The organism is Dokdonella sp. GW821-FHT11D02, from assembly GCF_058808595.1.
In genome coordinates, this window is sequence record NZ_CM179520.1 from 4,894,942 (window position 1) to 4,908,461 (window position 13,520).

Consider the following 13,520-nt stretch of genomic DNA (forward strand, 5'->3'; position numbering starts at 1 on the left):
CCATAACGATAACACGCCGCCATGCGCCCACTGACCTGCTTGATCGCAGCAGGGATGCTTGCCGTCTTCGCGCCGCTGGCGCAGGCGGCGGAGAACGTCGCCTATGGAGAGGCGTTCGACACGCTTTACCGATTTCCGCTCGACAGCCGCCAGGCGACCGAGATCGGACGCTCCGGCAAGTATCAGGGGCAGATCATCGGCAACATCAGCGGATTGACCACCGCCGCCGACGGTTCGCTGTACGCCGCCGCCGGTGGATTCAAACTGCTGGTCAAGGTCGATCCCAATAGCGGCGCCGCCGCTGTCGTCGGCAGTTTCGGCCTCGACGGCCAGGGCGACCCCTCGCGCCAAGATGCGCTCGATCTGAACATGGTCGCCGGCTGCAACGACACCTTGTGGCTGTCGTCGACCTATGCCGGCAAGCTCTGGACAGTCGATCCGGCGAGCGGCGCGACGACCTTGATCGGCTCGACCGGCCATGCCCTGACCGGCATCGCTGCGTACGGCGACACGCTTTACGGCGCCGGCGGCAAAGGCGACAACACCTTCTACCGCATCGATCCGAAGACCGGCGCCGCGACCGCGATCGGCCCGTTCGGCCCCGCTGTCAGCCGATGGGTCAACTCGGTCTCGATGAGCTTCGACGCCCAGGGCGTCCTGTGGGCGGTTTTCAACTACGTTCCGCCGCAGAACGGCTCCGATCCCATTGCGGACTGGAGCGATCTCGCCACCATCGATCCCGCCACCGGCACCGTCACCATGCTCGGACCGGTCACTGGGCCCGAATCGTTATTGCAGATCGGCATGAAAGGCTTCACCGTCGGCCCGCCGCAATGCAGGGTCCAGCGCGACGCCTATGCCACGCCGATCGGCGCCCCATGGGCCTTGGGCCTGCTCGGCCTGCTGCTGGCGCTCGCCGGTGCCGTCGGCGCGCGACGCGCGCTGCGCTGAATCTGCGGGCGCTTCATCGCAGGCTCATCTGCGGCTGCTAGCCTCCTTTCTTCATCGCTCTTCATGGACACGACGATGCGCCAAGCCGCTTTTGCCCTGCTGTTCACCCTGATCGCCACCGCCGCGCTGCCTGCCCGCGCCGGTGAGGACGAGGACAAGCGCGCCGAAAACGCCATTCGCGTCTTGAAAGAAGTGATGGAAGCGCCCGACAAGGCGATTCCGAAGGATCTTTTGCAGAACGCGCATGCGGTCGCGGTTGTGCCGGATGTGGTCAAGGCCGGCTTCGTCATCGGCGGTCGCCACGGTGCGGGCCTGTTGTCGGTGAAGACTCGCGACGGCACCTGGTCGAACCCGAGCTTCATCAGCATGACCGGCGGCAGCATCGGCTTTCAGGCCGGCGTGTCTTCGACCGACGTGATCTTGGTGTTCCGCACGCAGCGCGGCGTCGATTCGATCGTGCACGGCAAATTCACGCTGGGCGCGGATGCCTCCGCCGCAGCCGGGCCGGTCGGCCGCACGGCGCAGGCCGCGACCGACGCGCAATTGAAGGCCGAAATCTATTCCTACTCGCGCGCGCGCGGCCTGTTCGCCGGCGCCGCGCTCGACGGCACCGCGATTTCGATCGACAACGATGCCAACCAGTCCGTCTATGGCAAGAGCGTGACGGCACGCCGAATTTTCGACGGCGGTGTGCAGAACGTACCCAATGCGGTCGTCGACTTCCGCGACCGTTTGGAGGAGTACACTAGCCGCTAAGCAAAGTCTGGGAGTTTCGGTTTCCGGACGACTTCATATCGGTGGGCGCGACGCGTCCACCCTCGTTCGGAGGAATCGTCATGGGTGGTTTCAGCATCTGGCACTGGCTGATCGTCTTGGTCATCGTCGCCCTGGTGTTCGGCACCAAGCGCCTGCGCAACATCGGCGAAGACGTGGGCTCGGCGATCAAAGGCTTCAAGAAAGGCATGCAGGACGGTGATTCTCAGGCGCAGCTGAAGGCCGATCCGCCCGCAGGTCCGCAGACGACGTCGAGCGAAAACAAGTCCGAGCGCGTGGACTGACGCGCTCGCCCCAGCGGCGCCTGATCGCGCCCAGTCCTCGGTAGCAGACATGTTCGATATCGGCTTCAGCGAGATCGCCCTGATCGCGGTCGTCGCACTGGTCGTGCTCGGGCCGGAACGGTTGCCGCGCGTCGCGCGCACCGCCGGCGCGCTGCTGCGACGCGCACGCAACAGCTGGCAAGAAGTGCGCGGCGAGATCGAACGCGAACTCGCCGCCGAAGACCTCAAGCGTACGATTCACGAAACCCAACGCGCAGCCGACGTCCGCACCGACGTGCAGAACCTCGCCGGCGAGATCGAGAATTCCGTGCGCACCCCGTCGACGCCCAACACTCCGCCTTCCGCCGATGAGCGACGCTGAGCGCCCGGACGACGGCGAGCAGTCGCTGTTCTCGCATCTGATCGAACTGCGCTCGCGCCTGCTCAAGGCGATCGCCGCCGTGCTGGTCGTATTGGTCGCCCTGCTGCCGTTCGCGAACAAGCTGTACGGCTGGCTCGCGCTGCCCTTGATCAAGCATCTGCCGCAGGGCGGCACGATGATCGCGACCGAAGTCGCCTCGCCGTTCCTCACCCCGCTCAAGCTCGCGTTCTTCGTCGCGTTGTTCATCGCGATCCCGGTCGTGCTGTACCAGCTCTGGGCCTTCGTCGCGCCGGGCTTGTATCGGCACGAGAAACGCTTGGCGATGCCGATCCTGGTGTCCTCGGTGCTGCTGTTCTACATCGGCTGCGCATTCGCCTATTTTTTGGTGCTGCCGGCGGTGTTCACCTTCATGACGGCAGTCGCACCGGCCGGCGTCGCCGTGATGCCGGACATCGGCCACTACCTCAGCTTCGTGCTGATGATGTTCCTGGCCTTCGGGCTCTGCTTCGAGGTGCCGGTGGTGCTGGTCATCTTGGTCGCTCTCGGCATGGTCACACCGACGCAGCTGGCCGAAGGACGCCGCTACGCGATCGTCGGCTCGTTCGTGATCGCCGCGGTGCTGACCCCGCCGGACGTGCTGTCGCAGACGATGCTGGCGGTGCCGATGTGCCTGCTCTACGAAGTGGGCATCATCGGCGCGCGCGCACTCACGCGCGCGAACGCGTCCGAACAAGCCTCGACGACGAATTGAAGCGTCGCTGCGACGCTTCGCCACGCACGAATACATTTTCTGCACGGATGTTACAAATCGTCACAGTGTGTCGCATCTCCGCGCACCGGGCGTCCCAGGCTGGGCAGTACACTTCTCCACGAGGCAAACAATTGCCCGCCCGGCAACCCCCTCAGGGGCATCTATGAAAAAGACGAATGTGGAAAACGACGACGCGCGCGACGCCAGCTTGCGCGTGTCCAAGCGTGTGCGCGACAGCCTCAAGGCTGCGGCTGCCGTGATGGGCCGTCCGCTGTACGACGTCACCAACGAAGCCATCAACGACTATTTGTCCGGCCTCAAGCTCGGCGATCCGCTGGCCGCGATCCGCCGCGGCGGCCGCTCGCGCAAGGCCGCTTGACCACCCGCCATTCCTATCCGCGCCGGCCTGCGATCTCGCGAAAACGCCGCAGCAGCCCACGCGCACGCGGAGTCGGCCGATAGGCGCGCTCCCCGCAGCATTCCGTCGAACAGTCGCCATGCATCGCCGGCCGGCGTGCCTCGATGTAGCCGCGCATGATCTCGACGCTGAATTCCGGATGGAATTGCAGTCCCCACACATTCGGCGCGTAACGCACGGCGTGATGCGGATCGTGCGCAGAACTGGCGAGCAGAACCGCGCCGCGCGGCAGCTCGAGCACGCTCTGCTGATGCGAGGCATGTGCCGGAAACTGATTCGGTGCAGCGCCCAGCAACGCGTCGTCGTTGGCCGCCGCGCAACGCTCGATCGCGACCGTACCGATCTCACGCCCGGCCGGATGGTAGTCGACGCGGCCGCCGAGCGCGTGCGCGATCAGCTGATGGCCGTAGCAGACACCGAGCACAGGCACCTCGGCATCGATCGTGTTGCGCAGCCAGGCCGCCGTCTCTTCGCTCCAGCGCTCGCGCGCGCTGACCATCGCCGGCGAGCCGGTCACGATCACTCCCGCCTGCGCGACTCGCGCCGGCAGCTTCTCGCCGAGATCGGCGCGCACGATGTCGACGCTCGCGCGGTCGAGCCCCAGACTGGTGCGGAACCAATGCGGGAAATCGCCGTGACGCGCGCGCAGCTGCGGCAGCGTGCTGCCGGTCTGCACGATCAGGAAACGCGCGGTCGGGTTCGGCTCAATCGGTCGGCGGTAAGACATTGACCACTTCTGGAATCGTGGTGACGCCGCGCGCGACCTGCGCTGCCGCCGAGGCGCGCAGCGGCTGCATGCCCTCGACGTAGGCTTTTTCGGTCAACTTGGCCAAATCCATGTCCGGCTGGATCAAGGCGCGGATCGCCGGTGAGATGCGCAGCATCTCGTAGATGCCGGTGCGGCCGAGAAAGCCTGTTTTGCGGCATTCCAGGCACCCTTTCGGACCGTAGCTCTTGGCCGGCGGCGCCAACGCCCAGCGATGGGTCAGGGCGGCCCAGGCCTGCACGTCGAGCGCTATCTCGGTCTTGCAGTGCGGGCACAGCGTACGCACCAGACGTTGCGCGACGATGCCGGTCAAAGTCGATTGCAAAAGATAGTTGGGCACGCCGAGGTCGAGCAGACGCGTGAGCGCGCTGGGTGCATCGTTGGTGTGCAGGGTCGACAGCACCAGATGTCCGGTCAGCGATGCCTGTACGGCCATCTGCGCCGTCTCGAGGTCGCGGATTTCGCCGACCATGATGATGTCCGGGTCTTGCCGCATCAACGTGCGTACACCGGCGGCGAAGTCGAGATCGATCGCCGCATGCACCTGCATCTGGTTGAACTCGGGCGAGACCATTTCGATCGGGTCTTCGACCGTGCAGACGTTCAGATCCGGCGTCGCCAAGACTTTCAATGTCGAGTACAGCGTGGTCGTCTTACCGGAACCGGTGGGTCCGGTGACCAGCACGATGCCGTGCGGGCGATCGACGAATTCGCGCCAGGTCTTCTCCTCGCTCAGCGAGAATCCGAGCTGGCGGAACTCCTTCACCACGATGTCCGGATCGAAGATGCGCATGACGATCTTCTCGCCGAAGGCGGTCGGCATCGACGACAAGCGCAGTTCCACTTCGCGCCCGCCTGCCGAGCGCGTCTTGATGCGGCCGTCCTGCGGCCGCCGCTTCTCGGCGACGTCCATGCGGCCGAGGATCTTGATGCGCGCGGTCACCGCGGTCATCACCGGCGTCGGCAGTTCGAACACTTTGTGCATGACGCCGTCGATGCGGAAGCGGATCGGGCTCGAATCGCGCCGCGGCTCCAAGTGAATGTCCGAGGCGCGCTGCTCGAACGCGTACTGCAGCAACCAGTCCACGATGTGCACGACGTGGCGATCGTCAGCACCGATCTCGCCGGTCTTGCCGAGCTCGACCAACTGCTCGAAGTTGAGGATCGCGCGACCGTCGTTGGCGTCGTGCTTGGCGTCCTTGGCGCGCTGGATCGAGCGCTGCACGCCCCACCATTCGGTCAGGTAGCGGCCGACGTCGAGCGGACTTGCGACCACGCGCTGCACGTCGCGGCGAAGAATGTGGCCGAGGTCGGCGAGCCAGCGCGTGTCGAACGGCTCCGAGGTCGCGAACACCACCTGCAATTCGCTCACCGCGACCGGCAGGATGCGGTAACGCTGAGCATAGGCGTGGCTGACCACCTGGGTCACCGCCGCCACGTCGATCTTCATCGGATCGATCTTCAAGTACGGCAGGCCGGCGCGCGCAGCTAGCCACTGCGTCAGCACTTCGAGGCTGAGCGGCTTGTCCGGCTGGCGCGCGTCGGCCAGCTTGAGATTGGCGACCAGAGTCAACGGGTGCAGCTCGGTACGGCCGCGCGCGGTGCGCACGTCGGCGCGCACGCGCTTGACGTCGGTCTCGGTCAGCGCACCGTCGGCGAGCAGGGCGGCGAGGGTCTCGTCGAGTTCCAGTCTGCGATGCAGGCCGAGCGAGTCGGCTGCGGATTTCGCGCCGGCGGGTAGCTGGGTCACGCTGGCCATGCGACGGGAGCCCCTGGTTCGTGGTGGACAGGCAGCCTGCATCAACCAGCCGCACGGCGGCCGATCTTCAGCGCGGCGGCACGCATCACAGCCTGCTCGATCATGCCGGCCGCTATACTAGCGCGCTTTTCGCGCGCAACTTTGTGAGCCGCCGCATGCCGGGACCGACTTTCCAGGACGTTATCCAGACGCTCAACCGCTACTGGGCCGACCAGGGCTGCGTACTGATCCAGCCGCTCGACACCGAGGTCGGCGCCGGCACTTTCCATCCGGCCACCTTTCTGCGCTCGCTCGGCCCCGAGCCGTGGGCGGCGGCGTACGTGCAGCCCTCGCGCCGTCCCACTGACGGCCGCTACGGCGACAACCCGAACCGGCTGCAGCACTACTACCAGTATCAAGTGGTGATGAAGCCCAATCCGGACGACATCCTCGACCGCTACATCGGTTCGCTGAAGGCGCTCGGCGTCGATCCGCTCGTGCACGACCTGCGCTTCGTCGAGGACAACTGGGAATCGCCGACGCTCGGCGCCTGGGGCCTCGGCTGGGAAGTCTGGTTGAACGGCATGGAAGTCACCCAGTTCACCTATTTCCAGCAAGCCGGCGGCCTCGAATGCCGGCCGGTGACCGGCGAGATCACCTACGGTCTCGAGCGCCTGACGATGTATCTGCAAAACGTCGACAACGTATTCGACTTGGTCTGGACGCAGGCGCCGCACGGCGTGGTCACCTACGGCGACGTGTTCCATCAGAACGAAGTCGAGCAGAGCACCTACAACTTTCAGCACGCCAACGTCGAGAAGCTGTTCGGCTGGTTCGACACCTGCGAAGCGGAAGCGAAAAAACTGGTCGAGGCCGGCCTGCCGCTGCCGGCCTACGAACAAGTCATGAAGGCCAGCCACACCTTCAACCTGCTCGACGCGCGCCGCGCGATCAGCGTGACCGAACGTCAGCGCTACATCCTGCGCGTGCGCACCTTGGCCCGCGCGGTCGCCGAGGCTTACTACGCGCAACGCGAGAAACTCGGTTTTCCGGGTCTCAACAAACGCAAGGAAGCGGCGTGATGAACGACCACGCGCACAAATCGCTGCTGATCGAACTGGGCACCGAAGAGCTGCCGCCCAAGGCGCTCGACGAACTCGCCGCTGCGTTCGCCGCTGGCGTCTGCGAAGGTCTCGGCAAGCGCGGCATCGGCGCCGACGTCGCCAACGCGAACGTCTACGCCTCGCCGCGCCGCCTCGCCGTGCGCGTGCCCGGCGTCGCGGCGCAGCAGCCGGCGCAGAAGTCCGAAGTGCTCGGCCCCTATCTCAACATCGGCCTCGACGCCGACGGCAAGCCGACGCCGGCGCTGACCGGCTTCGCGGCCAAGAACGGCATCGCGGTCGAGCAGCTGCAACGCGTCAGCGACGCCAAGGGCGAACGCTTCGTCGCGCGCAGCGAAAAGCCCGGCCAATCGACCGCGGTGCTGGTCGCTGAAATCGTCGCCGAAGCGCTGAAAGCGCTGCCGATTCCCAAACCGATGCGCTGGGGCGATCACGACTACGCCTTCGTGCGCCCGGCGCATTGGCTGGTCATGCTGCACGGCACCGAGATCGTCGACGGCGCGCTGCTCGGCTTGAAGTCGGGCCGCATCTCGCGCGGGCATCGCTTCCATCACCCGCAGCCGGTGCACATCGCCGACGCCGACTCCTGGCTCGACAGCCTGCGCGCCGCCAAGGTGCTGGCCGACCCGGTCGAACGCCGTGCGCGCGTGCGCGCCGAGGTCGAACGCGCCGGCCGCCAAGCCGGTGCGGCGCCGCGCCTGTCCGACGCGCTCTGCAACGAGATCGCGAATCTGACCGAATGGCCGGTCGCGATCGCCTGCACGTTCGAGCGCGAATTCCTCGCCGTGCCGCAGGAAGCGCTGGTGACGACGATGGAAACGAACCAGAAGTTCGTGCCTTGCTTCGGCGCGGACGGCGCGCTGACCGAGCATTTCATCGGCGTCGCCAACATCGAATCGAAAGACCCCGCCGAGATTCGCAAGGGCTACGAGCGCGTGATCCGTCCGCGCTTCGCCGACGCGAAGTTCTTCTGGGACGAAGACCTCAAAGCCCCGCTCGCGGCGAACCAGGACGCGCTGAAGAGCGTGACCTACCAGCAGGCGCTCGGCAGCGTGTGGGACAAGAGCGTCCGTGTTGCCGAACTTGCGCGCACGATCGGCAACCGCGTCGGTGTCGACGCGGCACTCGCGACGCACGCGGCCGCGCTGTCCAAATGCGATCTGATGACGCGCATGGTCGGCGAATTTCCCGAGCTGCAAGGCGTCATGGGCCGCTACTACGCGAAAGCGAACGGCGAACCGGCCGAGGTGGTGCAGGCGCTCGACGAGTTCTATCAGCCGCGCTACGCCGGCGATGCGATCGCACAAGGCAAGGTCGGCCAAGTGCTCGCGGTGGCCGAGCGCATCGACACCCTGGCCGGCATCTTCGCGGTCGGCCTGAAACCGTCCGGCAACAAGGACCCGTTCGCGCTACGCCGCGCCGCGCTCGGGCTGGCGCGCACCTTGATCGAAGCGCCGCTCGCGCTCGACCTGCAGGCGCAGCTGGCCGAAGCGCTCGCTGCGCTGCCCGAATCCGCGTTCGTCAGCGGCCTGCCCAAGGGCAAGGACGGCAAGGCGCCGACGCTCGACGCCGGCGCGCGCCGTGACGAACTCGCGCGCGATCTCTACGACTTCATCCTCGACCGCCTGCGCGGCTACTACGCCGATCGCGGCATCGCCGGCGAAGCGTTCGAGGCGGTCCGTGCGCTGGCACCGGCCGACCTCAGCGATTTCGACCGCCGCCTGCGCGCAGTGGTCGAATTCACCCGCTTGCCCGAAGCGCAGGCACTCGCCGCCGCCAACAAGCGCATCGGCAACATCCTGCGCCAAGCCGACGCGGGCGGGTCGGGCACGCTCGATGCGCAACTGCTCGAAGCCGGCGCCGAACGCGAGCTGGCGACCGCCCTGCACGCGGCCCAGTCCGATGCGGCGCCGCTGATCGCAGCGCGCGATTACGTCGGCCTGTTGAAGCGCCTGGCGCGTTTGCGCGAAGCGGTCGACCGCTATTTCACCGACGTCATGGTCATGGCCGACGACGCCAAGCTGCGCACGAACCGGCTCACCCTGCTGGCCCAGCTGCGCAGCCTGTTCCTGCGCGTCGCCGACATCTCGCTGCTGCCGGCCGGCTGATTCAGCGGCGGTTCGCGGCGTGGGGCGGATTGTAAATTTCCCAAAACAGCGGCCGGAATCGGTCAGCCGTCACGGTCGCCGCGTAAGCTGAGGAAAACGCGGCGGATTTGCGCACAGGACGCGGCGGCATTATCGTGGTCGGTTCAGGACACGCGCCGACCGCCTGACTTCAGCTTGCGGCGTGCGCTTCAACCCCGGCACTCCCCGTGCCCCGTTCACTCGACGGGAATCACGGCGCCGCCGATATACGATTGTCTTCGTCATCAGTTTGGAGGTTTGCAATCATGCGCAGTCAATGGATCGCGGTCGTCGCCGCACTGGTCTTTCTCGGCGGATGCGATTCCGCGAACCAGGGCGCCGCGACCGCGCCAGGCAAGAACGGCGCGCCGGCCGCGCCGGCGATCGCGCCGGGCAGCACGATCAACGGTACGGTGACCTTCCACGATCAGATTCCGATCGCGACTGGCTCCAAGCTCGACGTCAAACTGGTCGACGTCGCGCAGCCGGAAGTCGCGGTCTCCGAGAAGGTGTTCGATGTCGGCGGCACGCCGCCCTTCACCTTCGCGCTCGATTTCGACCCCGCCAAGATCAACGCGACGCGCACCTACGTCGTCAACGCCTTGCTCACCGACGGTCCGCGCCGCTTCGTGCCCGCGCTGAGCTCGCCGGTGCTGACGCACGGCGCCGGCATCAACGTGCAGGTGGTGATGAACGCCGAGGCGACTCCGGCGGAGAAGCTCAAGGATGAGTTCAAGAAGCTGCAGGCGCACATCGGTGGCATGAAGAAGGTCGACGGCACCTACACCACCGACACCGCTTCGATCGCCTGGGACGCCTTCGCAGAAGGCGGCAGCGTGCGCTACGTGCGCGTCAACACCGTGCTCGACGCCGGCGGCCGCAGCGCCGTGTATTACGCCTTCACCAAGGAAGGCAAGCCGATGGTGGTGCAGCAGAAAGGCGGCGCGATCGTCGGCTGGACCGAAGACGGCAGCGTCCTGATCAACGAAAAGCCCGGCGGCGGCAGCGTGGCCGACGCCGAGGTCAAGTCGATGGGCGAGGCCGCCAGCCGTGCGCTGCAGATGGCGCAGGAAAAGGTCGACGCCGGCAAGCGCAAGTAACACCGCGAACTCCGGCGCGACGCACGATCGTCGCGCCGGTTTCGTCGCAGCGCCTCACTCGCGCTCGCCGACGATCAGCGGAAACAACAGCGGCAGCAGGTTGAGCGCGATCAAGGTCGCCGAGACGATGCCGCCGACGATGACCACGGCGAACGGCCGCTGCGTCTCCGAGCCGATGCCGTGCGACAAAGCGGCCGGCAACAGCCCCAACCCCGCCATCAAGGCCGTCATCAGGATCGGCCGCAAGCGCTGCGTCGCGCCCTCGACCACGGCCGCGTCGAGCGCCAGTCCCTTGCGCCTGAGCGCGTCGATCTCTTCGACCATGATCACGCCGTTCTGCACCGAGATGCCGGCGACGGCGATGAAGCCGACCGCGGCCGAGATCGACAGATGCAGGCCGGCCAGCGCCAGCCCGGCGAGACCGCCAACCAAGGTGAACGGCACCGTGGCCAGGATCAAGAGCGCCTTGCGGATCGAGCGGAACGCCCAGAACAGCAGCACGAAGATGCCGACCAAAGACAACGGCACGATCACCATCAAGCGCGCGGTCGCCCGCTTCTGATTCTCGAACTGGCCGCCCCAAGCGATCCGATAACCCGGCGGCGAGGTCACCTCCGCAGCGACCCGGCGCATCGCCTCGGTCACGAAACTGCCCTGGTCGCGCCCGAGCACGTTCGCCTTGACCGCCGCGATGCGGCTGCCCGATTCACGCAGCACGCGCGCAGCACCCTGACGCTCGGCGATGCGCGCGACTTCACCCAGCGGCACCACGCCGGCCCCGCCGGGCAGGCTGACCGGCAGCTCGCCGACTTTCTCCACCGCGTTGCGATACGGCTCGGCCAGACGCAAGGTCACGTCGAAGATGCGATTGCCCTCGTAGAAGCTGCCAGCGGCGGCACTGCCGAGCGCGGTCGCCACCGTGCTCGCGGCGTCGTTGATGTTGATGCCCAAGCGGGCGAGCGCGGCGCGATCGAGCACGACATCGAGCTCGGTCTGGCCGCCGATGCGGATTTCCTCGACATCCGCCGCACCCGGCACCGTGCGCAGCACGTCGGCGATCTCGCGGCTCTTGGTCGCCAGCACTTCCAGATCGGGACCGAACACCTTGATCGCGATCTCGCCCTTGACGCCCGACAGCGCCTCTTCGACGTTGTCTTCGATGTACTGCGAGAAATTCGTCGGCACGCCGGGCATCGCATGGATCTTGTGCTCCATGTCGCGCACCAAGGCTTCCTTGTCGTCGAAGCGCCATTCGCGGTGCGGCTTGAGATCGGCCATCACCTCGATGTTGTTCGGCCCCTTCGGATCGGTGCCGTCGTCGGGGCGGCCGGTCTGCGTGATCACCGAAGCGACCTCCGGATAGGAGAGCAAGATCGCGCGGATGCGCTGCTCGATCTCCTTGGTCTTGAGCAGCGCGGTCGACGGCGGCAGGTCGACCGTCAGCCAGATATTGCCCTCGTCGAGCTTGGGCAGAAATTCGCTGCCGAGCAGGGGCGAGAGCGCCAACGCCAGCAACAGCAGCGCGACCGCGCCGCCGACGACCAGGCGCGGATGCACCGCCCAGCGCGCGAGATCGCTGCGGTAGCGCCGTTGCAGCCAGGCCATCCAGCCGCTGTGGCGCTCTTCCATGCCGGGCCGGCGCACCGCCCACGACAACAGCGCCGGCACGAAGCTCAGCGTGAACACGACCGCGCCGAGCAAGGCGAACGCGAGCGTCATCGCCATCGGCGCGAAGATCTTTCCCTCCACGCGCTGGAAGGTGAAGATCGGCAGGAAGGCGAGGATCAGGATCGCCTTCGAAAACACCACCGGCTGGCCGAGCGCGACCGTGGTCTGGCGCAGCGCCTCGACCCGTGTCGAGGCATCGGCATTGCCGCGCGCGGCGTCGAGCGCGAGCCGCACCATCAGCGCCTCGACCAGCACCACGGCGCTGTCGATGATGATTCCGAAATCGACCGCGCCGAGCGAAATCAGATTCGCATCGACGCCGCGCAGGCGCATCAAGAGGAAGGCCGTGAGCAGGGCCAGCGGAATCACGCAGGCGACGATCAGCGCGCCGCGCCAGCTGCGCAGGAACACCACCAGCACCGCGATCACCAGCACCGCGCCGGTGGCGAGATTCTCGCTGACCGTATCGACCGTGTGCTTGACCAGTTCGGTGCGGTCGTAGATCGGGCGGATGCGCACACCCGGCGGCAGCTGCGGCTGCAGACGTTCGATGTGCTCTTTCAGCGCGCTGATGACCTTGGCCGGATCCTCGCCCTTGGTCATCACCACCACGCCTTCGACGACGTCGTCCTCGCGGTCGTAGCCGACGATACCGCTGCGCTGGCGATGGCCGACGACGGCCTCGCCGATGTCGCGCACCAACACCGGCTGGCCGTCGCGCACCGCCAGCGGCACGCGCGCGATGTCCTCCACGCTCTTGAACAGGCCGATCGCGCGCACGACCAGATCCTCGTCGCCGCGCTTGAGCAAGCCGCCGCCGGTGTTGGACGAGTTCGCCTGCAAGGCCTGCGCGACCTGTTCCAGCGAAATGCCGTACTTGCGCAAGAGATCCGGATGCACCTGCACCTGGTATTCGCGGATGGTGCCGCCGAAGCCGCTGATGTCGGCCACGCCGGGCACTTGGCGCAGCGCGGGCTCGATGGTCCAGTCCTGGATCGCGCGCACCTCGTCGAGCGGCATCGACGGCGGCGCTTCGACCAGATAGCGATAGATCTCGCCGACCGCGGTCGACAGCGGCGCCAGCGACGGCTGCACCCCAGTCGGCAGCGTGATCTGCGAAAGCTTCTCCAGCACCTGTGCGCGCGCGAAGTAATCGTCGGTGCCGTCGGCGAAGGTCATCGTCACCACCGACAGGCCGCTCATCGAGATCGAGCGCAGCTGGGTCAGCTTCGGCGCGCCGTACTCGGCGCGCTCGATCGGCAGGGTGACGACGCGCTCGACTTCCTCCGGTCCCTGGCCCGGCACCAGGGTGATGATCTGTACCTGCACGTCCTGCACGTCCGGAAACGCTTGCACCGGCAGATCCGCGAACGCGTACAAGCCGGCGATCGCGACCATCGCCGTGATCGCGACGACGAACACGCGCTGCTTCAGCACGAACTCGATCAGCGCGAGCATGCGA

12 protein-coding genes are annotated in these 13,520 nt (G+C 66.7%); 9 read left to right on the forward strand and 3 right to left on the reverse strand.

Going from position 1 to position 13,520, the window contains the following annotated elements:
* The first annotated feature begins 54 nt into the window (after positions 1–54).
* The 6 genes from AC3QL3_RS20750 (at position 55) to AC3QL3_RS20775 (ending at position 3,500) form a co-directional block, all read left to right on the forward strand.
* Positions 55–951: an NHL repeat-containing protein gene (locus tag AC3QL3_RS20750; RefSeq protein ID WP_492896015.1), complete on the forward strand. Its 897-nt coding sequence runs from the start codon at positions 55–57 to the stop codon at positions 949–951.
* A 75-nt stretch (positions 952–1,026) separates the two neighbouring features.
* Positions 1,027–1,707, forward strand: coding sequence for a lipid-binding SYLF domain-containing protein (locus tag AC3QL3_RS20755; protein ID WP_492896016.1), 681 nt, complete (start codon positions 1,027–1,029; stop codon positions 1,705–1,707).
* An 80-nt stretch (positions 1,708–1,787) separates the two neighbouring features.
* Entirely contained in the window at positions 1,788–2,009 is a 222-nt protein-coding gene (gene tatA, locus AC3QL3_RS20760; protein ID WP_492896017.1) for a Sec-independent protein translocase subunit TatA, read from the forward strand.
* A gap of 49 nt (positions 2,010–2,058) precedes the next feature.
* Entirely contained in the window at positions 2,059–2,370 is a 312-nt protein-coding gene (tatB, locus tag AC3QL3_RS20765) for a Sec-independent protein translocase protein TatB (protein WP_492896018.1), read from the forward strand.
* Positions 2,357–3,121, forward strand: a complete 765-nt coding sequence (tatC, locus tag AC3QL3_RS20770) for a twin-arginine translocase subunit TatC (RefSeq protein WP_492896019.1) — start codon at positions 2,357–2,359, stop codon at positions 3,119–3,121. The genes tatB and tatC overlap by 14 nt, the downstream gene beginning before the upstream one ends.
* A gap of 163 nt (positions 3,122–3,284) precedes the next feature.
* Positions 3,285–3,500, forward strand: coding sequence for a hypothetical protein (locus AC3QL3_RS20775; protein WP_492896020.1), 216 nt, complete (start codon positions 3,285–3,287; stop codon positions 3,498–3,500).
* A gap of 13 nt (positions 3,501–3,513) precedes the next feature.
* Here AC3QL3_RS20775 and AC3QL3_RS20780 read toward each other — a convergent pair whose 3' ends face one another.
* Positions 3,514–4,266, reverse strand: coding sequence for a glutamine amidotransferase (locus AC3QL3_RS20780; RefSeq protein ID WP_492896021.1), 753 nt, complete (start codon positions 4,264–4,266; stop codon positions 3,514–3,516).
* Positions 4,244–6,055 carry a type IV pilus assembly ATPase TfpB gene (tfpB, locus tag AC3QL3_RS20785; RefSeq protein WP_492896022.1) on the reverse strand — a complete coding sequence of 604 codons (1,812 nt, stop codon included), beginning with the start codon at positions 6,053–6,055 and terminating at the stop codon, positions 4,244–4,246. Before tfpB ends, AC3QL3_RS20780 begins: the two co-directional genes overlap by 23 nt.
* Before the next feature lie 164 nt (positions 6,056–6,219).
* On the opposite strand from tfpB, the gene glyQ reads away from it, so the two are divergent.
* The 3 genes from glyQ (at position 6,220) to AC3QL3_RS20800 (ending at position 10,390) form a co-directional block, all read left to right on the forward strand.
* Positions 6,220–7,125: a glycine--tRNA ligase subunit alpha gene (glyQ, locus tag AC3QL3_RS20790; RefSeq protein ID WP_492896023.1), complete on the forward strand. Its 906-nt coding sequence runs from the start codon at positions 6,220–6,222 to the stop codon at positions 7,123–7,125.
* Positions 7,125–9,272, forward strand: coding sequence for a glycine--tRNA ligase subunit beta (gene glyS, locus AC3QL3_RS20795; protein WP_492896024.1), 2,148 nt, complete (start codon positions 7,125–7,127; stop codon positions 9,270–9,272). Before glyQ ends, glyS begins: the two co-directional genes overlap by 1 nt.
* Before the next feature lie 284 nt (positions 9,273–9,556).
* Complete coding sequence (locus tag AC3QL3_RS20800; RefSeq protein ID WP_492896025.1) at positions 9,557–10,390, forward strand: YbaY family lipoprotein; 834 nt, start codon at positions 9,557–9,559, stop codon at positions 10,388–10,390.
* A gap of 54 nt (positions 10,391–10,444) precedes the next feature.
* On the opposite strand, the gene AC3QL3_RS20805 is transcribed toward AC3QL3_RS20800, so the two are convergent.
* The gene (locus AC3QL3_RS20805) at positions 10,445–13,516 is read right to left on the reverse strand and encodes an efflux RND transporter permease subunit (protein WP_492896026.1); all 3,072 of its coding nucleotides are present in this window, start codon (positions 13,514–13,516) and stop codon (positions 10,445–10,447) included.
* Between the last annotated feature and the right edge of the window lie 4 nt (positions 13,517–13,520).